General features: G+C 72.2%; 23 protein-coding genes. 12 read left to right on the top strand and 11 right to left on the bottom strand.

Annotation, left to right across the window (positions count from 1 at the left end; translation table 11 throughout):
* Complete coding sequence (locus ACFY3C_RS11060; protein WP_386574662.1) at positions 1–1,344, top strand: M1 family metallopeptidase; 1,344 nt, start codon at positions 1–3, stop codon at positions 1,342–1,344.
* Here the strand turns inward: ACFY3C_RS11060 and ACFY3C_RS11065 are convergent.
* The 4 genes from ACFY3C_RS11065 to ACFY3C_RS11080 are packed head-to-tail and all read right to left on the bottom strand — an operon-like array spanning position 1,341 to position 5,168.
* The gene (locus ACFY3C_RS11065) at positions 1,341–2,366 is read right to left on the bottom strand and encodes an L-idonate 5-dehydrogenase (protein WP_390770537.1); all 1,026 of its coding nucleotides are present in this window, start codon (positions 2,364–2,366) and stop codon (positions 1,341–1,343) included. The two genes, ACFY3C_RS11060 and ACFY3C_RS11065, sit on opposite strands and share 4 nt — an antisense overlap.
* Positions 2,367–2,380: 14 nt before the next feature.
* Positions 2,381–3,145 (bottom strand): SDR family oxidoreductase, encoded by a 765-nt coding sequence (locus ACFY3C_RS11070; protein ID WP_386574660.1) that lies wholly within the window; start codon positions 3,143–3,145, stop codon positions 2,381–2,383.
* 13 nt (positions 3,146–3,158) lie between these two features.
* Entirely contained in the window at positions 3,159–4,610 is a 1,452-nt protein-coding gene (locus ACFY3C_RS11075; RefSeq protein ID WP_390770538.1) for a GntP family permease, read from the bottom strand.
* Positions 4,611–4,649: 39 nt separating this feature from the next.
* Positions 4,650–5,168 (bottom strand): gluconokinase, encoded by a 519-nt coding sequence (locus ACFY3C_RS11080; RefSeq protein ID WP_390770539.1) that lies wholly within the window; start codon positions 5,166–5,168, stop codon positions 4,650–4,652.
* Positions 5,169–5,310: 142 nt separating this feature from the next.
* On the opposite strand from ACFY3C_RS11080, the gene ACFY3C_RS11085 reads away from it, so the two are divergent.
* Positions 5,311–6,012 (top strand): FadR/GntR family transcriptional regulator, encoded by a 702-nt coding sequence (locus ACFY3C_RS11085; protein ID WP_390770540.1) that lies wholly within the window; start codon positions 5,311–5,313, stop codon positions 6,010–6,012.
* Positions 6,013–6,059: 47 nt separating this feature from the next.
* Here the strand turns inward: ACFY3C_RS11085 and ACFY3C_RS11090 are convergent, their stop codons facing one another.
* Complete coding sequence (locus ACFY3C_RS11090) at positions 6,060–6,434, bottom strand: YchJ family protein (RefSeq protein WP_386574656.1); 375 nt, start codon at positions 6,432–6,434, stop codon at positions 6,060–6,062.
* Between the two features lie 115 nt (positions 6,435–6,549).
* Between ACFY3C_RS11090 and ACFY3C_RS11095 the strand changes: the two genes are divergently transcribed.
* Genes ACFY3C_RS11095 through ACFY3C_RS11105 form a run of 3 tightly spaced genes read left to right on the top strand, consistent with a single transcriptional unit; the run spans position 6,550 to position 9,303 of the window.
* Positions 6,550–6,861, top strand: a complete 312-nt coding sequence (locus ACFY3C_RS11095; RefSeq protein ID WP_386574655.1) for a dsRBD fold-containing protein — start codon at positions 6,550–6,552, stop codon at positions 6,859–6,861.
* Between the two features lie 12 nt (positions 6,862–6,873).
* The gene (locus ACFY3C_RS11100; protein WP_386574654.1) at positions 6,874–8,178 is read left to right on the top strand and encodes a phosphoribosyltransferase family protein; all 1,305 of its coding nucleotides are present in this window, start codon (positions 6,874–6,876) and stop codon (positions 8,176–8,178) included.
* Positions 8,179–8,187: 9 nt separating this feature from the next.
* Positions 8,188–9,303, top strand: a complete 1,116-nt coding sequence (locus ACFY3C_RS11105) for a CapA family protein (RefSeq protein ID WP_390770541.1) — start codon at positions 8,188–8,190, stop codon at positions 9,301–9,303.
* A 9-nt stretch (positions 9,304–9,312) separates the two neighbouring features.
* Here ACFY3C_RS11105 and polX read toward each other — a convergent pair whose 3' ends face one another.
* The 4 genes from polX to ACFY3C_RS11125 all read right to left on the bottom strand — a co-directional run bounded on the left by polX (position 9,313) and on the right by ACFY3C_RS11125 (position 13,521).
* Complete coding sequence (gene polX / locus ACFY3C_RS11110; RefSeq protein WP_390770542.1) at positions 9,313–11,040, bottom strand: DNA polymerase/3'-5' exonuclease PolX; 1,728 nt, start codon at positions 11,038–11,040, stop codon at positions 9,313–9,315.
* A 47-nt stretch (positions 11,041–11,087) separates the two neighbouring features.
* A complete protein-coding gene (locus ACFY3C_RS11115) occupies positions 11,088–11,714 on the bottom strand; it encodes a cytochrome b/b6 domain-containing protein (RefSeq protein ID WP_386574649.1) in 627 nt (208 codons plus the stop codon).
* Positions 11,698–12,426: a molybdopterin-dependent oxidoreductase gene (locus ACFY3C_RS11120; protein WP_390770543.1), complete on the bottom strand. Its 729-nt coding sequence runs from the start codon at positions 12,424–12,426 to the stop codon at positions 11,698–11,700. The genes ACFY3C_RS11115 and ACFY3C_RS11120 overlap by 17 nt, the downstream gene beginning before the upstream one ends.
* A 78-nt stretch (positions 12,427–12,504) precedes the next feature.
* Positions 12,505–13,521: a hypothetical protein gene (locus ACFY3C_RS11125; RefSeq protein ID WP_386574647.1), complete on the bottom strand. Its 1,017-nt coding sequence runs from the start codon at positions 13,519–13,521 to the stop codon at positions 12,505–12,507.
* A 305-nt stretch (positions 13,522–13,826) separates the two neighbouring features.
* Here ACFY3C_RS11125 and ACFY3C_RS11130 point away from each other — a divergent pair, with 305 nt between their 5' ends.
* Genes ACFY3C_RS11130 through ACFY3C_RS11145 form a run of 4 tightly spaced genes read left to right on the top strand, consistent with a single transcriptional unit; the run spans position 13,827 to position 16,009 of the window.
* Positions 13,827–14,735, top strand: a complete 909-nt coding sequence (locus tag ACFY3C_RS11130) for a DMT family transporter (RefSeq protein WP_390770544.1) — start codon at positions 13,827–13,829, stop codon at positions 14,733–14,735.
* Between the two features lie 33 nt (positions 14,736–14,768).
* Complete coding sequence (locus tag ACFY3C_RS11135) at positions 14,769–15,284, top strand: NUDIX hydrolase (RefSeq protein ID WP_386574645.1); 516 nt, start codon at positions 14,769–14,771, stop codon at positions 15,282–15,284.
* 21 nt (positions 15,285–15,305) lie between these two features.
* On the top strand, positions 15,306–15,698 hold the full coding sequence (locus ACFY3C_RS11140) for a YidH family protein (RefSeq protein ID WP_390770545.1): 393 nt from the start codon (positions 15,306–15,308) through the stop codon (positions 15,696–15,698).
* Positions 15,686–16,009 carry a DUF202 domain-containing protein gene (locus ACFY3C_RS11145; RefSeq protein ID WP_386574643.1) on the top strand — a complete coding sequence of 108 codons (324 nt, stop codon included), beginning with the start codon at positions 15,686–15,688 and terminating at the stop codon, positions 16,007–16,009. Before ACFY3C_RS11140 ends, ACFY3C_RS11145 begins: the two co-directional genes overlap by 13 nt.
* 74 nt (positions 16,010–16,083) lie before the next feature.
* On the opposite strand, the gene ACFY3C_RS11150 is transcribed toward ACFY3C_RS11145, so the two are convergent.
* Complete coding sequence (locus ACFY3C_RS11150; RefSeq protein ID WP_390770546.1) at positions 16,084–17,034, bottom strand: NADP-dependent oxidoreductase; 951 nt, start codon at positions 17,032–17,034, stop codon at positions 16,084–16,086.
* Between the two features lie 113 nt (positions 17,035–17,147).
* Here ACFY3C_RS11150 and ACFY3C_RS11155 point away from each other — a divergent pair, with 113 nt between their 5' ends.
* From ACFY3C_RS11155 to ACFY3C_RS11165, 3 genes are all read left to right on the top strand, one after another.
* A complete protein-coding gene (locus ACFY3C_RS11155; protein WP_386574640.1) occupies positions 17,148–17,447 on the top strand; it encodes a hypothetical protein in 300 nt (99 codons plus the stop codon).
* Positions 17,448–17,614: 167 nt separating this feature from the next.
* A complete protein-coding gene (locus ACFY3C_RS11160) occupies positions 17,615–18,637 on the top strand; it encodes a phosphotransferase family protein (protein WP_390770547.1) in 1,023 nt (340 codons plus the stop codon).
* Positions 18,638–18,643: 6 nt separating this feature from the next.
* Positions 18,644–19,867 (top strand): acyl-CoA dehydrogenase family protein, encoded by a 1,224-nt coding sequence (locus tag ACFY3C_RS11165; RefSeq protein ID WP_390770548.1) that lies wholly within the window; start codon positions 18,644–18,646, stop codon positions 19,865–19,867.
* 75 nt (positions 19,868–19,942) lie between these two features.
* On the opposite strand, the gene ACFY3C_RS11170 is transcribed toward ACFY3C_RS11165, so the two are convergent.
* Entirely contained in the window at positions 19,943–20,536 is a 594-nt protein-coding gene (locus tag ACFY3C_RS11170) for a TetR/AcrR family transcriptional regulator (RefSeq protein ID WP_386574637.1), read from the bottom strand.
* Between the last annotated feature and the right edge of the window lie 24 nt (positions 20,537–20,560).

Genomic DNA, 20,560 nt, shown 5'->3' on the forward strand with positions numbered 1-20,560 from the left:
GTGGCAGTTCAGCAGTCGGTCGGCCCGGACCCGTACTTCCCGGACAACGGTGACTCCCGCTACCGGGTGCACCGCTACGAACTCACGCTGGACTACCGCCCGGGCCCGAACCGGCTGGCGGGCACCGCCCGGATCAACGCCATCGCGGGACGGACGGCGCTCACCGAGTTCCAGCTCAACCTGGCCGACTTCAAGATCGGCCGGGTGCGGGTGGACGGCCGGCAGCCGCACTACACGCACCGTGGCGGCAGGCTGCGCATCCGCCCGGCCAAGCCGGTGCGGGCCGGGGCCGCCTTCACGGTCGAGGTGCACTGGTCCGGGAACCCCGGCCCGGTGTCGAGCCCCTGGGGCGGGATCGGCTGGGAGGAGCTGTCGGACGGGGCGCTGGTGGCGAGCCAGCCGATCGGGGCGCCGACCTGGTACCCGTGCAACGACCGGCCGGCGGACAAGGCGTCGTACCTGATCTCGGTCACCACGCCGTCGGCGTACGCGGTGGTCGCGGGCGGGCGCCTGCTGACCCGTACGACGAAGGCCTCGACGACCACCTGGGTGTACGAGCAGGCCGCGCCCACGTCCAGCTATCTGGTGGGTCTCGCGATCGGCAAGTTCCAGACGGTGCTGCTGGGCGACCCGGGGCCGGGCGGCATCCCGCAGCACGGGCACATCCCGGCGCAGCTGCTGCCCGAGTTCTCCCGGGACTTCGCGCGGCAGCCCGCGATGATGGAGCTGTTCCAGGAGCTGTTCGGGCCGTACCCGTTCGACGAGTACGCGGTCGCGGTGACCGAGGAGGAACTCGATGTGCCCGTCGAGGCACAGGGGTTGTCGCTGTTCGGCTCCAACCACGTGGACGGGGCGCGGGGTTCGGAGCGGCTGGTGGCGCACGAGCTGGCGCACCAGTGGTTCGGCAACTGCGTGTCCATCGCCGACTGGCGGCACATCTGGCTGAACGAGGGCTTCGCCAAGTACGCGGAGTGGCTGTGGTCGGAGCGTTCGGGCGGCCGCAGCGCCCAGCAACTGGCCGCCGCCGCACACCGGTTGCTGTCCACGCTGCCGCAGGACCTCCGGCTGGCCGACCCGGGCCGCAAGTCGATGTTCGACGACCGGCTCTACGAGCGGGGCGGCCTGACCCTGCACGCGGTGCGCTGCGCGCTGGGCGACGAGGCGTTCTTCCTCATGGTGCGCAGCTGGGTGCGGCTGCACCGGAACGGTTCGGTGACGACGTCGGCGTTCACGGCGCACGTGGCCCGGTTCGCGGACGAGCCGGTGGACGGGCTGTTCGAGGCGTGGGTGTACGGGGCGGCACTGCCGCCGCTGCCGATGCAGGGCACGCGGGCGGCCGTCTAGCTCTCGAAGTCGAGCAGCACCTTGCACGACCGGCTCCGGTCGGCGGCCAGGGCGAACGCCGCCTCGGCCTGCCGTACCGGAACGACCGCGCTGATCAGCCCGTCGAACTCCGCGCGGGCCGCCAGCAGGCGCAGTGCCTCGTCGAACTCGGTGTCGAAGCGGAACGCGCCGCGCAGCTCGATCTCCCGGCTCACCAGGAGGTTCCCGGGGAAGGGGATCTGTCCTGGCGGCAGCATCCCGAGTTGGACGACCACGCCGCCGCGCCGCACCAGCCGTAGACAGGTGTCGAGGCCGGCGGCCACCCCGGAGGCCTCGACGGCCACGTCCGCCTCGGCCGGCCACCCGGTGTCGTCCGGGTCGTCGGCCCGGACGAGGGTGTCGGCGCCGGCGAGGGCCGCGTACCCGAGTGCCTCGGGCAGCAGGTCGGTCGCCGTCACACGGGCCGCGCCGGCCGCCTTCGCCGCGGCGACGACCAGGCATCCGATCGGCCCGGCCCCGGTCACCAGCACCTGCCGGCCGGACACGTCCCCGGCCCGCCGCATCGCGTGCAGCGCCACGGCGAGCGGTTCGGCGAGCGCCGCCCGCCGCAGCCCGAGCCCGTCCGGAAGGGGCCTCAACTGTCGGGCCGGTACGACCACTTGGCCGGCGAACCCGCCCTGTACGTGCGGGAAGCGGGCGGCGCTGCCGAGGTACCGGGTGTCCCGGCACACGTTCGCCCGCCCGGCGCCGCACTCCGGGCACCGGCCGCAGGGGGTGGCGGGGTGCACGGCGACGGCCGTACCCGGAGCCGGACCGGTGGCTCCGGGGCCGTAGGAGACCACGGTGCCCACGACCTCGTGCCCGAGCACCATGGGCTCCCTGAGCCGGAAGTCGCCGACCCCGCCGTGCCGCCAGTAGTGCAGGTCGGAGCCGCACACACCGCCGTACCGTACGGCCACCAGGGCCTGGCCGGGCCCGGGTTCGGGTACCGGCAGCTCCGCCACGCGCAGCTCCCCCGCGCCGTGGATCACACAACCCAGCATGTCCGCCGCCCCTCTCAGAGCACGCTCGTCATACCGCCGTCGACGTAGAGGATCTGCCCGCCGACGAAGTCCGCGGCGGGCGAGGCGAGGAAGAGCAGCCCGCCCACCAGGTCCTCGGTACGGCCCCAGCGGCCGGCCGGGGTGCGGCGGCGCACCCAGGCGCTGAACTCCTCGTCCTCGACGAGGGGCCGGGTCAGCTCGGTCTCGATGTAGCCGGGTCCGAGCCCGTTGACCTGGACGCCGTACGGGCCCCAGTCGGCGCACATGCCCTTGGTGAGCATCTTCAGCGCGCCCTTGGTCGCCGCGTACGGCGCGATGCCGGGCCGTACCACCTCGCTCTGCAGCGAGCAGATGTTGATGATCTTTCCGTGGCCGCGTTCCGTCATCCGCCGGGCCGCCTCGCGGCCGACCAGGAACGCGCTGGTGAGGTTGGCGTCCAGGATCCGGTGCCAGTCCGGGTCCGTGAACTCCAGCAGTGGGGCGCGCAGTTGCATGCCCGCGTTGTTGACGAGGATGTCGAGCGGGCCCACCCGCTCCTCGACGTCCGCGATCCCTGCGGCCACGGACGGACCGTCGGTCACGTCGAAGGCCGCCGTGTGGATGCGGTCCCCGGCCAGTTCCGCGGCCGCTTCGGCCAGCCGGTCCGGGTCGCGCCCGTTGAGGACCACCGTGCAGCCGGCCTCCGCCAGGCCCCGGGCCAGTGCCAGGCCGATGCCGCGGCTGGAGCCGGTGACCAGGGCCGTACGGCCGCCGATGTCGAAGAGGGGGTGAGCCGTCATGGCCGTACCGCTCCTAGATCACCAGGGACAGCAGCAGGACCAGTCCGCCGGCGACCACCGAGATGATCGTCTCCATCACCGACCAGGTCTTGACGGTCTGTCCGACGCTCAGCCCGAAGTACTCCTTCACCAGCCAGAAGCCGGCGTCGTTGACATGGCTGAAGAAGAGCGAGCCGGCGCCGATGGCGAGGACCAGCAGGGCGGTGTGGGTGGTCGACATGTCGGCCGCGAGCGGCGCGACCAGACCGGCCGCGGAGATCGTCGCCACCGTCGCCGAGCCGGTGGCCAGCCGGATCGCCACCGCGATCAGCCAGGCCAGCAGCAGCGCCGGGATCGACCAGTCCTTGGAGATGTCCAGGATCATCTGGCCGACGCCGGAGTCGATCAGCGTCTGCTTGAAGCCGCCGCCCGCGCCGACGATCAGCAGGATGCCCGCGATGGGCATCAGGCCCTTGTCGACCGTCTGCTGGAGCCGGTCCTTGCCGAACCCGGCGGCCCGGCCCAGCGTGAAGAAGCCGACGATGACCGCGGCGAGCAGCGCGATCAGCGGGGAGCCGACGACGTCGAAGACCCGCTGGGTCATGTCGGTGGGGTCGTCGACGACGATGTCCACCAGCGCCTTGGCCAGCATCAGCACCACGGGCAGCAGCATGGTGGCGAGCGTCGCGCCGAAGCCGGGCCGGCGCTCCAACTCCTCGGAGGCGCGCTGCGGGAGCATGCGGTCGGGGGCCGGGACGTCCACCCAGCGGGCGGCGAACCGGGAGAAGACAGGGCCGGCGATGATCACCGTGGGTATGGCGACGAGGATGCCGAGCGCCAGGGTCACGCCCAGGTTGGCGCCGACCGCGTCGATCGCGACCAGCGGGCCGGGGTGCGGCGGGATCAGGCCGTGCATCACGGACAGACCGGCCAGCGCCGGGATGCCGATGCGCATCAGGGAGTAGTTGCCGCGCTTGGCGACCATCAGCACGACCGGGATCAGCAGCACGATGCCGACCTCGAAGAACAGCGGCAGGCCGACCACGGACGCGATCAGCACCATCGCCCACGGCATCGCACGACCTCCCGCCCGTCGCCCGCCGCCACCCTTCTGGGGAAGGGCCTCCGGCCCTGCACCTCCCCATTTGGCGAGGATCGTGTCGACGATCTGGTCGGCGCCGCCGGAGTCGGCGAGGAGCTTGCCCAGGATCGCCCCGAGCGCGATCAGGACGCCGACGCCGGCCACCGTGGCGCCGAGCCCGGTGGTGAAGCTGGTGATGGCCTTGTCCAGCGGTGCCCCGGCGACGGCTCCGAGGACCAGCGACCCGATGGTCAGCGCCAGGAAGGCGTGGAGCTTGAACTTGGTGATGAGCAGGACGATGACGGCGATGCCCGCCAGGACGGCGATGCCGAGCTGAGCGTGGCCGGCCGAGGTGATGGGCTGGACGGTGTCCGCTGCCAGCATCTCGACGCTGAGTCTGGTCACGGGGGTTCCCTTGCAGGTACGGGGGACGGGGGTGGGGTGCTACGCGGATGTGTCGGAAAGCGCGTCGAGTGCCTTCACGGCTCGATCGGTGATCTCCTCGGGGCTGCCGCTGACGTCCACGGCGACTCCCTGCTCGTCGGACTCCAGGGGTTGGAGGGTGGCGAACTGGGAGTCCAGCAGGGCGGTCGGCATGAAGTGACCCTGCCGGTGGGACATGCGGTCCTCGATGAGCCGGCGGTCGCCCGTGAGGTGCACGAACACGACCCCGGGCGCCACGGCCCGGAGCCGGTCCCGGTACGACCGCTTCAGCGCCGAGCTGCTGACCACCCCGCCGAGCCCGGCCCGCCCGTGCGCCCAGTGACCGATGGCGTCGAGCCACGGCCACCTGTCGGCGTCCTGGAGCGGGATCCCGGCCGACATCTTGTCGATGTTGGCCTTGGGGTGGAAGTCGTCGCCCTCGGCGTACGGGACGCCCAGCCGGGCGGCGAGCAGAGGACCGATCGTGGTCTTGCCCGTCCCGGCGACGCCCATCACGACGACGACCTGGGGGGTGCGCATGACTGCCTCGCTGTCTTCCTCGACATCCGACGCCGACGTCCGGCGTCGCCACACTGAAACCTATTAGGTACGACTAATTCAAGAGTGTGTGACATATAAGTCTGACTTTTTGGCTCTGTGATCCACGCCGTACTCTGAGTGCATGAGCACACCGGGCCGGGGGCTGCACGGCCGCGTACTGGACACCCTCGGTCCCGCGATCACCGCCGGCGAGTACCCGCCGGGCAGCGTGCTGCGCACCGACGAACTGGCACAGCACTTCGAGGTGTCACGTTCCGTGATGCGCGAGGCGGTTCGGGTGCTGGAGTCCATGCACCTGGTCGAGTCCCGTCGCCGGGTGGGCGTGACGGTCCGCCCCAAGGCCGAGTGGAACGTCTACGACCCGCAGGTCATCCGCTGGCGCCTCGCGGGCGCCGACCGCCCGCACCAGCTGCGCTCCCTGACCGTGCTGCGTTCGGCGATCGAGCCGGTGGCGGCGGGCCTGACCGCGAAGAACGCCACGGCCGAGCAGTGCGCCGAACTCACCGAGTGCGCACTGGGCATGGTGTCCAACTCACGCGGCCACCGGTTGGAGGAGTATCTGGTCCACGACATCGCCTTCCACCGGGTCATCCTCACGGCTTCGGGCAACGAGATGTTCGCGCGTCTCGGCGACGTCGTCGCCGAGGTGCTGGCCGGGCGCACCCATCACGAGGTGATGTTCGAGGACCCCGACCCGGCTGCCGTGACCCTGCATGTGCAGGTCGCGGAGGCGGTGCGCGCGGGCGACGCCGCCCGCGCCGAACAGCTGACCCGCGAGATCACCGTGGGCGCCCTCCAGGAACTCGACATCCTGGCGCCCTAGTCGGCGAGACCGACAGCCGGCGTGACCGACAGCCGGCGTGGCACGTCCTAGTCGAGGAAGTCCCCGTCGACGTACACCCACGCCCCGTCCACCCGCTCGAACCGGCTGCGCTCGTGCAGCGAGCCGCCGCGGTAGGAGGCGCGGAACGTCACCGTGCCGGTGGTGTGGAAGGCGGACCCGTCGGTGCTGCCGAGGATCTCCAGCCCCGTCCACTTCATGCCCGGGTCCAGGTCCAGCCGCTCCGGCCGGGTCCGGGGATGCCAGGTCCGCAGCAGATACCCTGTGTCCCCCTTCACGAACGCGCTGTACCGCGACCGCATCAGCGCCTCGGCGGTCGGCGCGGCGGCGGACCCCGAGTGGAAGCGGCCGCAGCAGGCGTCGTAGGACTCGGGTCGGCCGCAGGGGCAGGTGCGCGTGGTCATGGCCCACATTCTGCCCGTGACCGGGGAGGCGCCCGCCGCCGGTGCGGTGCACAGTGGAAGAGGAGACGCGCCGGTGCGTCCCGTTGCCTCGCAGCGCAGTGAGGAGAGACGGACCATGACTCGACCCGTCAGCAACCGTCCTCCGTCCGTCAAGGAATGGCGGCTGAACCTGTACCTGTCCGAACACGACCCGGACACCACGGCCCGGATCATCCTCGACACCGGGGACAACGTCCTGGAGAGCCACGCGGAGGCCCGCAGGAGCCCCTATGACACGGCGGTGCCCGAGATCGGTGACGAACTCGCGGCCGGACGTGCGCTGATCGCCATGGGCCGCCTGCTGCTGCGCGCGGCCCAGGGCGACATGAAGGAGATGGGCGCGATCGAGATCGACACTCCCGCGCCCCTCTGGCCCACCCAGGGATGACGGAGCTGTGCCGTGCTCTTCACCGACCGAATCGAGGCGGGGCGGCTGCTGGGCGCCCGTCTCGAGTACCTGAGGGGTCAGGACGTCGTGGTGCTGGGACTGCCGCGCGGCGGGGTGCCGGTCGGCGCGGCGGTCGCGGAGGCGCTCGACGCCCCCTTGGACGTCTGCCTGGTGCGCAAGCTGGGCGTGCCCGACCAGCCGGAGCTGGGCATGGGCGCGATCGGCGAGGGCGGCGTACGGGTGATCAACGAGGAGGTGCTGCGCCTCACCGGCGTCAGTGAGGCGGCACTGGACCGGGTGGAGAGACACGAGCGCGAGGTGCTCGCACAGCGGGCCGCCCGCTACCGGGGCGACCGCACTCCCGTCGCCGTCGCGGGCCGGACCGCCGTGGTCGTCGACGACGGCGTGGCCACCGGCTCGACCGCGCGGGCGGCCTGCCAGATCGCCCGGGCCCGGGGCGCGGCGCGGATCGTGCTGGCGGTCCCCGTGGCGCCACGGGACTTCGCCCGGCGGCTCGGCGGGGACGCCGACGAACTGGTCAGCCTGGACACCCCGGACGACTTCCTCGCGATCGGCCAGTTCTACGTCGACTTCGCCCAGACCGACGACGACGAGGTCACGGCCTGTCTGCGGCAGGCGGCCAGGCGCCACGCCCGCTTCGCCGGCACCGGAGCCGAGGACCGCGAGGTGGAGGTGGCGGCCGGTGCCGTACGGCTGCGCGGGCGGCTCACCCTGCCCGAGGGCGCGACCGGGGTCGTCGCCTTCGCCCACGGCAGCGGCAGCAGCCGGCACAGCCCGCGCAACCGGTTCGTGGCCGAGGGACTGAACCGGGCCGGCCTCGGCACCCTCCTGTTCGACCTGCTCACCGAGGCCGAGGAGCGCGACCGGGCCAACGTGTTCGACATCGGGCTGCTGGCCGGGCGGCTGGCCGGCGCCACCGGCTGGCTGCGCGAGGAACCCGACGTCGAAGGGCTCGCCGTCGGCTACTTCGGCGCCAGCACCGGCGCGGCCGCCGCCCTGTGGGCCGCCGCCGAACCGTCGGCGCGCCCCGCCGCGGTGGTCTCCCGCGGTGGCCGGCCCGACCTCGCCGGGCCTCGGCTGCCCGAGGTTACGGCACCCACGCTGCTCATCGTGGGCGGCGCCGACCTGCAGGTGCTCGGGCTCAACCAGGAGGCACAGGCACAACTGCGGTGCGAGAACCGGCTCGACGTGGTCCCCGGCGCCACGCATCTGTTCGAGGAGCCCGGCACCCTGGAGCGGGTGACCGAGCTGGCCCGCGACTGGTTCACCGACCACATGGCACCCGCGCACGTGTAGGTGGGGATCATGCCCGAGGGGCTCGTCACCCTGTTTCTCGCCGGTGACGTGATGCTCGGCCGGGGCGTCGACCAGATCCTCCCGCACCCCGGTGACCCCGCCCTGCGGGAGGGCTACCTGAACGACGCCCGCGACTACGTCGCCCTGGCGGAGGCGGCGAACGGTCCGGTACCGCGGCCGGTGGCCCCCGCCTGGCCCTGGGGCGAGGCGCTGCCGGTGCTGGAGCGTGCCGCGCCCGACGTGCGGGTGATCAATCTGGAGACGGCGGTCACCGGGGACGGCCGCTTCGCGCCCGGCAAGGGAGTCCACTACCGGATGAGCCCGGCCAACCTGCCCGCTCTCGCCGCGGCGCGGCCCGACGTCTGTGTGCTCGCCAACAACCACGTGCTCGACTTCGGGATGCCGGGCCTCCTGGAGACGCTGGACTCCCTGGCGGCGGCCGGGCTGCGCATCGCGGGTGCCGGCCGGGACGAGGACGCGGCCTGGCGTCCGGCGGCCGTACCGCTGCGGGCGGGCGGACGTGTGCTGGTCTTCTCCTTCGGGATGCCGTCCAGCGGCATCCCGCACGGCTGGGCCGCGGGTGCCGAGCGGTCCGGGGTGGCCCTGGTCGCCGCGCCGACCGAGGACGCCGCGGCCGCCTTCGCCGACCGGCTGCGACAGGCCGGCCGCCCGGACGACATCGTGGTCGCCTCCGTCCACTGGGGCTCCAACTGGGGCTACGGCGTCTCGCACGCCGAGGTCCGCTTCGCCCACGCGCTCGTCGACGCCGGGGTGGACGTCGTCCACGGCCACTCCTCGCACCACCCGCGCCCGGTGGAGGTGTACCGCGACAGACTTGTGCTGTACGGCTGCGGCGACCTGGTCGACGACTACGAGGGCATCGGCGGCTACGAGCGTTACCGGGACGACCTGCGGCTGCTGTACCTGGCCTCGCTCGAACCCGGCACGGGCCGGCTGACCGGCCTGCGGATGGTGCCGCTCCAGGCCCGCCGGATGCGCCTGGAGCACGCGTCGGCCGAGGACACCGCGTGGCTGCGCGCCACCCTCGACCGGTGCAGCCATGACTTCGGCACCCGCGTCGAGCTGGGGGACGACGGCACGCTCATGGTGCGGCCCCTGCGGTGAAACGGGAGTTCAGCTCCGCCCGGCCTTGCGCAGGAACTTGCGCAGGCGGGTCAAGGGCCAGGTGTTGATCACGTCGTCCTTGGTGAGCCAGCCGCGCTGTGCGGTGGCGACGCCATAGCGCAACTGCGCGAGGTGGAGGACGGAGTGGGCGTCGGTGTTCACGGCGAACTTCACCCCGTGCTCCCGGGCCCGGAGGATGTCCTCGTCGCGCAGGTCCAGCCGGTCCGGCTGGGCGTTGACCTCCAGCGCGGTGCCGTGGCGGGCGCAGGCGGCGAACACCTCGTCCCAGTCGGCGTCGACGCCCGGCCGTTTGCCGATGAGCCGGGTGGTCGGGTGGCCGATGACGTTCACGTACGGGTTCTCGCAGGCCCGCAGGAGCCGCCGGGTCATCGCCTTTCGGTCCAGGTCGAAGTGGGAGTGCAGGGAGGCCACGCACACGTCGAAGCCGGCCAGGAAGTCGTCCGGCCAGTCCACGTCGCCGTCGGGGCCGATGTTCAGCTCCGTGCCGTGCAGGAGTCGCATCCTGCCCAACGTGCCGTCCAGTTCCCGTAGTTGCTCCCGCTGGGCGAGGATCTTCTCGTCGGTCATGCGCTGCATGTACAGGTTGGGCGCGTGGTCGGTGACCGCGTAGTAGGCGTAGCCGCGTGCGGCGGCGGCCTCCAGCATCGTCTCCAGCGGTGCGAGGCCGTCGGTGAGGTCCGTGTGGGTGTGCAGGTCGCCGCGGATGTCCCGCTCGGTCAGCACCTCGGGCAGCTCGCCGTGCAGCGCGGCCTCGATCTCCCCGCGGTCCTCCCGCAGCGTCGGCGGGATCCAGGGCAGGCCGAGCCGGTCGTACACCTCCTCCTCCGTGCGGGAGGCGAGCGACTCCCCGCTCTCGGCGTCGAACAGGCCGTACTCGGAGAGCTTGAGCCCCTGGTGGACGGCGATGGTACGGGTGCGGATGTTGTGCGCCTTGGAGCCGGTGAAGTACTGCAGTCCGGCCCCCCACGAGTCGGGCGGCAGCACCCGCAGGTCGACCTGGAGGCCCTTGCCGGTGCGGATCGACGTCTTCTTCGTGCCCTGTGCGATGACCTCGGCGGTGGACGGCAGGCCGCACAGGGCCTCCATGAAGGGGGCGGATCGTCTGGCTGCCACGAGGACGTCGAGGTCCCCGATGGTCTCCTTCATCCGGCGCAGGGACCCTGCGTAGGTGCAGCGCTTGCAGCCGGTCACTGCGGACAGCTCGGCGACGATCTCCTCGGCGGTCTCCAGGGCGAGGGACAGGGGGATCCGCCCGCCCGCGCGCTGCATCAGCTCGATGCCGTGCCGGAGGTTCTCCTGCGTCTTCTCTCCGAACCCCTTCAGGTCGGCCAGCGCGTCCGCCTCGATGGCCGCGGCCAGTTCGTCCACCGAGGAGATGTGCAGGTCCTCGTAGAGCCGCAGCGCCTTCTTCGGGCCGAGCGTGGGGATCGTGATCAGCTCCCGCACCCCGGCCGGGATCTTCGCCCGGCGTTCCTCGACCACGGCCATGGTGCCGGTGCGCAGGTACTCGATCACCTTCTCGGCGATCGACCGACCCACGTTCGGGATCTCCTTCAGGCCGTTCGCGTCCAGCTGGGAGATGTCGGCGGGATGGCCGCCGATGGCACGCGCGGCCTTCTCGTAGGCGCGCGCCTTGAAGGCGTCGCCTCCGGTGATCGCGATGAGGTCCGCGTACTCCTGGAGGAGCGCCTCGACCTCTTCATTGGGCCGGGCCACCCTTCAAGTCTAGGAAGGCGTCCGGGAAGGCGCGGTCCGAGTCGTCGTCACGGACGCCACAGGGGGTGTTCCCGCTTCGCCCACTGCCTGCTCACCGACCCGGTCCGCAGTCCCCGGCGTGCCTCCGGGTCCGCCAGTGCCATGCCGATGTGGCCGGCCAGGACCACGCCGATGGTCAGCGCCAGCCAGTCGTGGACGAAGGTCGCCGAGGTGCGCCACATCAGCGGAGTGAGGTGGGTGAACCACATCATCAGGCCGGTGCCGAGCATGACCAGGGTGGCCCCGGCGATCCAGGCGGCGTAGACCTTCTGGCCCGCGTTGAACTTGCCCGCCGGGCGCGAGGAGTGGCGCTTGTCGCGCACGAGCACGGCGCGCAGCCACACGCGGTCGTGGGGGCCGAAGCGGTTGAGGAAGCGCAGGTCGGTGCGGAAGGCCCGGGAGGCCAGGCCGAGCAGGACCGGGACGGGCAGGGCCAGCCCGGCGCACTCGTGGATGCGTACGACCAGTGCGCGGCGCCCGACGAGCACGGCCAGCTGCGGGATGTAGAGGCAGGCCGCGGTCACCACGCACACGCCCATCAGGGCGGCCGTTGTGCGGTGCACCCACCGTTCGGCCCGGCTGAAGCGGTGGACGCGCGCGTTCGTCGGGGCCGGGGTCTCAGCTCGTAGGCTCATCGGTCCGTCCGTTCGAGCGGCCGACCCAGGCGTCGACGTCGTAGCCGAGGTTCTCCCAGTAACCGGGCCGGACCTCGTCGGTCACGGTGATGCCGGAGAGCCATTTGGCCGACTTGTAGAAGTACATGGGGGCGACGTAGAGCCGGGCCGGGCCGCCGTGGTCGTGGCCGATGTCCTTGTCCTGCATGCGCAGGGCGACCAGGACGTCCGGGCGGCGGGCCTGGGCGAGGGTGAGGCTCTCGCTGTAGGTGCCGTCGAAGCAGGTGAAGCGGATGGCCCTGCCGCCGGCCCGGACGCCGGCGGCGTCCAGCAGGTGGGAGAGGCGTACGCCCTCGAAGGGGGTGCCCGGGACCCGCCAGCCGGTGACGCACTGGACGTCCTTGACCAGCCGGGTCTGCGGCAGGGCACGCAGCTCGGCGAGGGTGTAGGTGTGCGGGTGGTCGACCAGGCCGTCGACGGTGAGCCGGTAGTCGGCGGGGCTCTTGTGCGGGACGGACGCGGCGACCGAGTAGTAGCGGAAGCCGCCGCCGTTGGGCAGCAGGCCGGTCAGGCCCGTGGGGTCCTTGCCGGATACGGTGCCGAGGAAGCCCTCCAGGCCGCGTTGCAGCACCGGAGCGGCGGCGACGCCGAGGGCGCCCAGGCCGAGGGTGCCGAGGAAGACACGGCGGCCGATCGGCCTGCCCTCCGGTTCCTCGGCCGGTTCAGAGTTCACGTAATCATTCGAGCACTTCTGGCCTTTCCCGGGCCAGGGAGTCGGGCCACAGGTCAGACTTCCGTAATCACTTCTCACCTAAGGCCCAGCAAACGACGCCTCGGGCGACGGCCTGCCGAGTGCGCGGGAGCGGGCGGCGCGGAAGGCCTGCCAGGCGTCGCGGTGCGGGTAGGACCAGGGGGCCCGGGTGGCGTGCCGGCCTATGCGCTGGAAGAGGGCCGCGGCCTCGGCCGGGCGGCCGGCCGAGGACATGGCGAACGCCAGGTGGTTGAGGTCGGTGTGGCGGCGGGGGTGGTCGTCGTGCTCCCACTCCAGCCACCAGTCGAAGGCCGCGCGCAGAATCCGGCGGGCTCGGGGGCCCGACCAGTGCCCGGAGCCGACCGGGTCGCCGGCGGCCGGCCCGGTGGCGGCCAGGACCCGGTAGCGCTCGGCGTACGCGACCACCGGCAGGACGGCCAGCGGGGAGTCGGCGGGGGCCTCGGCGGCGGCCAGCTCGGCGAGGTCGTACACCTCGTGGGACTCGGCCCGGCCGCCCTGGGGCCGCTCGGCGAGCCGGGCGACCAGCAGGTGGTGTCCGTGGTGGTGCTCGGGATGCCGCTCGCGCAGTTCTGCGAAGGTGCGCAGCACCTCGTGCTCCGGTCCCTGGGTGCGGGCCAACTGGAGCAGGCCGAGCCAGGGGGTGGGGTCGGCGGGGGCGAGCGCGGCGGCGGTGCGGCAGGCCTCGCGGGCCCGGTCGGCGTCGTCCTTGCCGCGCAGGGTGCGCTGGACCAGGGCGAGGGCGTGCAGGGTGGCGGCGTCGGCTGAGCCGGGCTCGGCGAGCAGCCACTCGTGGGACCAGGCGGCGGCGTAGGGCTCCGCGGCGAGCACGGTGGCCCGGTGCCCCCGCCGGTCCCAGTCGTCGCCGGTGTGCAGCAGCAACGACCGGGCGACCTGCCAGCGGCCCTGGGCCAGCGCGGCCCGGGCGGCGAGGAGTTCGGCGTCGCCGAGCGCGTCGTCGAAGGCATCCGGTAAGACGCCGGAGTCGTCCGGGGCGGTGTCGCCGGACTGGTCCGTGAGGGCCCGGCGAGCGCCGAGCAGAGGCGGGAGTGGGGTCACCGCGGAACTTCCTGATTCTCGGGCTGCCATCGACCGATCACGCACAGCAAACCCCCAGCCAAGGTTTGCGTCAAGCGGAACCCGGGTTGGTACTCACTTCAACCATCTTGCGGGGCAAGGCACTTGACACGCAGACGCCCTGCTTGCCGTACCGCAGAGGCGAGGTGGGGACGGGCTTCTGTGGCGTACGCCATGGCGCCACGCGTCCGCGCGGCAGACCATGGCCGGACTGTTCCGGGTCTCTCCGGGGCGATGCGGCCCCGGGAGCGCTACAGTCGGCCACTACGCGTCCGTGGTCCGGCCGGATGATCGAGGTACGCAGCGTGTCCGTTCTGGTTCTCCTCCTCGCCGTGAGCGCGGCCGGCTGTGTCGGTTTCGGATTCGTGCTCCAGCAGAACGCCGCCCAGAAGGCACCGCTCGGCGACTTCCTGTCGTTCCGGCTGCTGCTCGACCTGATGCGGGTGCCGCGCTGGCTCGGCGGCATCGGCCTGATGACGGCCGGCATGGCGCTGGGTGCCGTCGCGCTCGGCAAGGGTGAGATCTCGCTTGTCGAGCCGCTGCTCGCCACGAACCTGCTGTTCGCGCTCGCCCTCTCCCGCCACCGGACCAGACAGTCCCTGGGCCGTCAGGGCTGGACCGGCCTCGCGCTGCTCGCGGGCGGCGTGAGCGCGTTCATCATGGCGGGCGAGCCGCGCGGTGGCAGCGCGGTCGCCGACCCGGTGCGGCACTGGCTGATCATCGGCGCGATGCTCGGCGCGGCCATGGTGCTCACGACGTACGCCAAGCGGTCCCGACTGAGCTGGGGCCCGGTGCTGCTGGCGACCGCCGCCGGGCTGCTGTACGGCGTGCAGGACGCGCTGACCCGGGTGAGCGGCACCCGCTTCTCCGAGGGCGGCTTCACGGAACTGTTCACCAGCTGGCAGCCGTACGGCGTGCTCGCGCTGGGCATCACCGGTCTCGTCCTGGTACAGAGCGCCTTCGAGACGGCCCCGCTGCGCATGTCGCTGCCCGCGCTCACCGCGGCCCAGCCGCTCGCCGGCATCCTGTGCGGGGTGGGCTTCCTCGGCGACCGGCTGCACACCGACACCGGGGCGCTGGCCTGGGAGGCCGCGGGGCTCGCGGCGATCGTCGCGGGCATCGTGCTGCTCGGGCTGCACCCGGCGATGCCGTGCGGCACGCAGGCGGAGCGCGCGAGGGACCTGACGGCACGCTGAGCCGGCCGCGCGGGGCCCTGCTTGGATACGGGCATGAACCCTGCTGACGAGATCCTCGACGTCGTCGACGAGCACGACCGGGTCGTCGCCCAGGTCGCGCGCGGCGAGGCGTACGCCCGGGGCCTGCGCCACCGGTGCGTGTTCATCCAGGCCCGGGACGCGGCCGGGCGGCTCTTCGTCCACCGTCGCACCGCGACCAAGCTGGTGTTCCCGGCCCTCTACGACATGTTCGTCGGCGGGGTCGTGGGAGCCGGCGAGTCCTACGACGAGGCGGCGCTGCGGGAGGCGGAGGAGGAGCTGGGCGTGACCGGCCTGCCCCGGCCGGCCTTCCTCTTCAAGTTCCTCTACGACGACGGGGCCGGGAACAGCTGGTGGTCGGCGGTGTACGAGGTGCGGTGCGACCTTCCGGTACAGCCCCAGGCGGAGGAGGTCCAGTGGCACGACTTCCTGCCCGAGGACGAGGTCGAGCGGCGGCTCGGCGCGTGGGAGTGGGTGCCGGACGGGCTGGCGGCGTACGAGCGCCTGAGGGCGTTCCGTGCCGCCCGTTGAGGCCCCGGTAGGGTCCTACGCGTGATCGAATTCGTGCGGAACGTCCGGCTCTGGTTCGCCCCGGAACAGGTACGCGAGGAGGGCAGCACCCCCGACTACCGGTTCTCGCTGGCCAACGAGCGCACGTTCCTGGCCTGGCTGCGCACCGCGCTCGCGCTGATCGGTGGCGGTTTCGCGGTGGACCAGTTCCTGCCGGACCTGCGCTGGGCGTCGCGGGTCGGCCTGGCGCTCGCGCTGCTCGGCGCCGGTGTGCTGTGCTCGCTGCGTGCGGTGAACCACTGGGTGGCCTGCGAGCGGGCGATGCGGCGGGGCGAGGATCTGCCGTCGTCCCGCTTCCCGGCGGTGCTGAGCCTGGTGGTCGCGGTGGTGGCGGTCGCGATGGTCGTGGTGGTGCTGGTCGGATGGGAGGGGTGAGCACCGAGGCCCGGGATCCCGGGCTGCAGCCGGAGCGCACCCGGCTGGCCTGGCGGCGTACCACGCTGTCGAGCACCGTGGCCGCCGTACTCGCCGTGCGGACCGTACTGCACGGCGGGCCCACGGCCGTCGGTGTCGTCCTGGGCGCCCTGTGCTGCGCGCTCTGGCTGGGCTTCCTGTGGGTGGCCCACCACCGGATCCGCGCGCTCGCGGCCGGCCCGCGCCCGGCCGCGCTGACACCCCGGCACGCGACGGCGGCGGTGCTGTGCACGGTGGCGATGGCCGCGTGCGCGGCCGTACTCGTGTTCTAGCCGGCGCCTTCCCCGGCCAGGTCCAGACGGCGCCTTCCCCTGCCGGGTCCAGGCGGTGCCTCCCCCTGCCGGGTCTAGGCGGTGCCCTCCTCGGCCTCCCAGTCCACCGTGACCACGATCTTGCCCCGGGTGCGCCCCTCCTGGCTCAGCCGGTGCGCGTCCGCCGTCCGCTCCAGCGGCAGGGCCTCCTGGACGTGCACGGACACGGCCCCCTGCTCCGCCAGCTCGGACAGGCGGGCCAGGTCCGCGGCGTCGGGGCGGACGAAGCAGTACCGGCCGCCGTAGCTCAGCACCTCGGCGTCGGCGATGGACGCGAGCCGGCCCTCGGGGGCGAGCAGGTTGGCGGAGACCTTCAGCGTGTCACCGCCGACGGTGTCGAAGACCGCGTCCACGCCCTCGGGAGCCAGTCCGCGCACCCGTTCGGCCAGGCCCTCGCCGTAGGTCACCGGCTCGCCGCCGAGGCGGCGTACGAAGTCGTGGTTGCGCTCGCTCGCCGTGCCGATCATCCGGGCGCCCAGGTGGGCGCCGATCTGGACGGCCAGCGAGCCGACCCCGCCGGCCGCCGCGTGCACCAGCACGGTCTCACCGCGCTTGATCTCCAGCGTCTTCACCAGGACCTGGTAGGCGGTGAGCCCGGCCAGCGGCAGCCCCGCGGCCTCCTCGAAGGACAGGTTGCGCGGCTTGCGGGCCAGGGTGCGCACGGGCGCGGCGACGTACTCGGCGAAGGTGCCCCGGGACAGGAAGTCCTCGCGGACGTAGCCGATCACCTCGTCGCCGACGGAGAACTCCGTGACGGCGACTCCGGGCTGCACCACCACACCGCTCACGTCCCAGCCCGGGACGACCGGGAAGACGGCGTCCAGGACGGGGTCGAGGTAGCCCTCGCGGCACTTCCAATCGACCGGGTTGACCGCTGCCGCGCGCACCTTGACCAGCACCTGGTCGGGGCCGACCTTCGGGTCGCGGACCTCCCCGTACTCCAGCACCTCGGGTCCGCCGTAGCGGCTGTAGCTGATGCCCTTCATGCCCTCGACCCTCCGGGGTACTCGTACGCCACGCAACCGGTGTGCCCGATATGTACCGTTTGCGCGCGTAGCCTGTCGGTCGCCACCGTTCCGCACCCCTCGAAGGTGAACACATGACCACGCTCCACCAGGAACACACCGAGCACGGCACCCACAGCCACGGCCCGGGCTGCGGGCACACCGCCGTCCAGCACCTCGACCACCTCGACTACGCACACGACGGCCATCTGCACCGCGAGCACGGCGGCCACTGGGACGAGTGCGAACCGGCCGGCCACACCGCACACGAGGGCCACGAGCACGTGCACCACGAGGAGTGCGGGCACGCCCAGGTGCAGCACGGCGACCACGTCGACTACCTGCACGACGGACACCGGCACGCCGAGCACGGGGACCACTGGGACGACCACTGACCCCTGCGACAGAAGGGCCGACGGCTCCCCGGGCAGCGCGCGGGGAGCCGTCGGCCTATCGTGGCTCCGGTCACGTTTCTCGCCACGTTCGGTGTATGCACTGGACGGCATACCGACCGGTCGGCATCATAAGTCGGGTCCAGTTCACCCGTTCGTAGGAGTGATGTATGAGCGCCGACCACCCGCCCGGACTCGATCTCGACCGGCTGCGCGGCCTGCTCGACCGTGAGCGGCCCGGTCTGGTGAACGGCCCGCTGACCGGCCGGCTGATCGAGGGCGGCCGGTCGAACCTCACCTACGCGCTCTCCGACGGCACCTCGAAGTGGGTCGTCCGGCGCCCGCCGCTCGGCCATGTGCTGGCCACCGCGCACGACATGAAGCGCGAGCACCGGGTGATCAGCGCCCTGCACCCGACGAACGTCCCGGTCCCCCGCCCGGTGCTGCTGTGCGAGGACGAGGAGGTGCTCGGGGCGCCGTTCTACGTCATGGAGTTCGTCGAGGGCACCCCGTACCGCACCGCGGACCAGCTCGCCCCGCTGGGCGAGGAGCGCACCCGGAACGCGGTGCTGTCCCTGGTGGACACACTGGTCGAACTGCACGCGGTGGACCCCGCCGAGGTGGGCCTGGGCGACTTCGGCCGGCCCGAGGGCTTCCTCGACCGGCAGCTGCGCCGCTGGGGCAAGCAGCTGGACGCCTCCCGCAACCGCGAACTGCCCGGCATCGACGAGCTGCACGCGGCCCTCGGACGCGCCCTGCCGACCTCTCCCGCGCCCGCCGTCGTGCACGGCGACTACCGGCTGGACAACGTCCTGATCGGAGCCGACGACAAGATCAAGGCGATCCTCGACTGGGAGATGTCGACGCTCGGCGACCCGCTGACCGACCTGGGCCTGCTGGTGATGTACAGCCAGCCGCTCGGGATGCCCCACTCGCCGGTGTCCACGACCGCCGAGGCCCCGGGGCACCCGTCCCCGCAGGAGCTGATCGAGCGGTACGCGGCGCGCTCGGGGCGCGACGTCTCCGCCGTCTCCTGGTACACGGCGTTCGCCTGGTTCAAGCTCGCCGTGATCCTGGAGGGCATCCACTACCGGTACACGCTCGGCCAGACGGTCGGGCGCGGCTTCGACCGCATCGGCGAACTCGTGCCCGTCTTCATCGACCACGGACTGACCACTCTTCAGGAAGGCTGACCGGACATGGACTTCGCGTTCGACGCGCGTACGGAGGAGCTGCGCGCCAAACTGCTCGCCTTCATGGACGAGTACGTCTATCCGGCGGAGGCGGTGGCGGAGGAGCAGCGGGCCGCGCTGGCCTCACCCTGGGACACCCCGACCGTGGTCGAGGAGCTGAAGGCGGAGGCGCGCAGGCAGGGCCTGTGGAACCTCTTCCTGCCGGACGCCGAGTACGGCGCCGGGCTGACGAACCTCCAGTACGCGCCGCTCGCCGAGATCACCGGCCGCTCCCCGCACCTCGCGCCCACGGCGACGAACTGCGCCGCGCCCGACACCGGGAACATGGAGGTGCTGGCGCAGTTCGGCAACGAGCAGCAGAAGAAGCAGTGGCTGGAGCCGCTGCTCGCCGGTGAGATCCGCTCGGCGTTCGCGATGACCGAGCCGGACGTGGCCTCGTCCGACGCCACGAACATCACCACGCTCATCGAGCGAGCCTCCGATGGCACAGACGACTATGTCATCACCGGCCGCAAGTGGTACATCTCCGGCGCGATGAACCCGGACTGCAAGATCTTCATCGTCATGGGCAAGACGGACCCGGACGGGGCGGACATCCGGCGCCAGCAGTCGATGGTCCTGGTCCCGCGCGACACCCCGGGCGTGACCGTCAAGCGCGCGATGCAGGTCTTCGGTTACGAGGACCACTCCCACGGCGGCCACGCCGAGGTGATCTTCGACCAGGCGCGCGTGCCGGTGTCGAACCTCATCGGCGAGGAGGGCGGCGGCTTCGCCATCGCCCAGGCCCGGCTCGGCCCCGGCCGGATCCACCACTGCATGCGGCTGATCGGCATGGCCGAGCGCGCGATCGAGCTGATGTGCAGGCGGGCCGTCTCGCGCACCGCCTTCGGCAAGGCGCTGGCCCAGCAGGGTGTCGTCCAGAACTGGATCGCCGACGCCCGGGTCGCCGTCGAGCAGCTGCGGCTGCTGGTGCTGAAGACGGCCTGGCTGATGGACACCGTCGGCAACAAGGGCGCCCACACGGAGATCCAGGCCATCAAGATCGCCACCCCACGCACGGTGGTCGGCATCCTGGACCGGGCGATCCAGCTGTACGGCGCGGGCGGTGTGAGCCAGGACTTCCCACTGGCCGAGCTGTACGCGAGTGCCCGCACCCTGATGCTGGCCGACGGCCCGGACGAGGTGCACCAGCGGTCGCTGGCGCGACGGGAACTGAAGAAGTACCTCTAGGGAAGCGCGGGTAAGGGGCGGCCGCCATGGGCGACCGCCCCTTACAGGTACGTCTGCGCAGGTACGCCTACGAGGCTACGGACGCAGCGCCCGCAGCAGCAGGTCGGCCAGGTGGTCGGCGACCTCCTGGGGGGTGAGGGGGCCGTCGGGGCGGTACCAGGTCGACAGGTGGTGGACCGAGCCGAAGTGGTAGTCCACGACCAGGTCGGCGGGGGTCGCCGTGGAGAAGACGCCCTCGCGCTGGCCTTCCTCGATGAGCGCGCGGAAGCGCTCGTGGTAGCGCCGGCGCTCGGCGCGCACCTGCTTGTTCTTCTCCGGGCTCAGATGGTGCATGGAGCGGAAGAAGATCGACGCGTCGTCGAGGTTCTCGATCGTCGTGACGACGACGTCCGCGGCCGCGCCCCTGAGCCGCTCCTCCACCGGCGCGTCCATGGTGGCGAAGTGGTCAAGACGCTCCTGCTGGACGCGCAGCACCCGCGCGTACACCTCGTGCAGAAGGTCGTCCTTGGAGCCGAAGTAGTGGTACAGCGCGCCCTTGGTGACGCCGGCCGCCTCCACGATCTCCTGCACCGAGGTGCGGTCGTAACCCTGCTCGGCGAAGAGGCGGGTGGCGGCGTTCAGCAGCCGCTGCGGAACGGGCGTCCCGTCTCCGTCCGTCGTCCTGGCCACTGCCGCCACCTGCCTTTTCCGTCG

The organism is Streptomyces sp. NPDC001410 (assembly GCF_042895235.1).
Classification (GTDB): domain Bacteria; phylum Actinomycetota; class Actinomycetes; order Streptomycetales; family Streptomycetaceae; genus Streptomyces.

Bases quoted from the DNA above. Each gene is read 5' to 3' on its own strand.
- ACFY3C_RS11090 (WP_386574656.1), bottom strand. From the start codon at position 6,434: ATGACCACGCGCACCTGCCCCTGCGGCCGACCCGAGTCCTACGACGCC.
- ACFY3C_RS11150 (WP_390770546.1), bottom strand. From the start codon at position 17,034: ATGAAGGGCATCAGCTACAGCCGCTACGGCGGACCCGAGGTGCTGGAG.
- ACFY3C_RS11115 (WP_386574649.1), bottom strand. From the start codon at position 11,714: ATGAGCCTACGAGCTGAGACCCCGGCCCCGACGAACGCGCGCGTCCAC.
- ACFY3C_RS11105 (WP_390770541.1), top strand. From the start codon at position 8,188: ATGCCCGAGGGGCTCGTCACCCTGTTTCTCGCCGGTGACGTGATGCTC.
- ACFY3C_RS11095 (WP_386574655.1), top strand. From the start codon at position 6,550: ATGACTCGACCCGTCAGCAACCGTCCTCCGTCCGTCAAGGAATGGCGG.
- ACFY3C_RS11160 (WP_390770547.1), top strand. From the start codon at position 17,615: ATGAGCGCCGACCACCCGCCCGGACTCGATCTCGACCGGCTGCGCGGC.
- ACFY3C_RS11065 (WP_390770537.1), bottom strand. From the start codon at position 2,366: ATGCTGGGTTGTGTGATCCACGGCGCGGGGGAGCTGCGCGTGGCGGAG.
- ACFY3C_RS11080 (WP_390770539.1), bottom strand. From the start codon at position 5,168: ATGCGCACCCCCCAGGTCGTCGTCGTGATGGGCGTCGCCGGGACGGGC.
- ACFY3C_RS11070 (WP_386574660.1), bottom strand. From the start codon at position 3,145: ATGACGGCTCACCCCCTCTTCGACATCGGCGGCCGTACGGCCCTGGTC.
- ACFY3C_RS11130 (WP_390770544.1), top strand. From the start codon at position 13,827: ATGATCGAGGTACGCAGCGTGTCCGTTCTGGTTCTCCTCCTCGCCGTG.
- ACFY3C_RS11135 (WP_386574645.1), top strand. From the start codon at position 14,769: ATGAACCCTGCTGACGAGATCCTCGACGTCGTCGACGAGCACGACCGG.
- ACFY3C_RS11155 (WP_386574640.1), top strand. From the start codon at position 17,148: ATGACCACGCTCCACCAGGAACACACCGAGCACGGCACCCACAGCCAC.
- ACFY3C_RS11085 (WP_390770540.1), top strand. From the start codon at position 5,311: ATGAGCACACCGGGCCGGGGGCTGCACGGCCGCGTACTGGACACCCTC.
- ACFY3C_RS11145 (WP_386574643.1), top strand. From the start codon at position 15,686: ATGGGAGGGGTGAGCACCGAGGCCCGGGATCCCGGGCTGCAGCCGGAG.
- ACFY3C_RS11165 (WP_390770548.1), top strand. From the start codon at position 18,644: ATGGACTTCGCGTTCGACGCGCGTACGGAGGAGCTGCGCGCCAAACTG.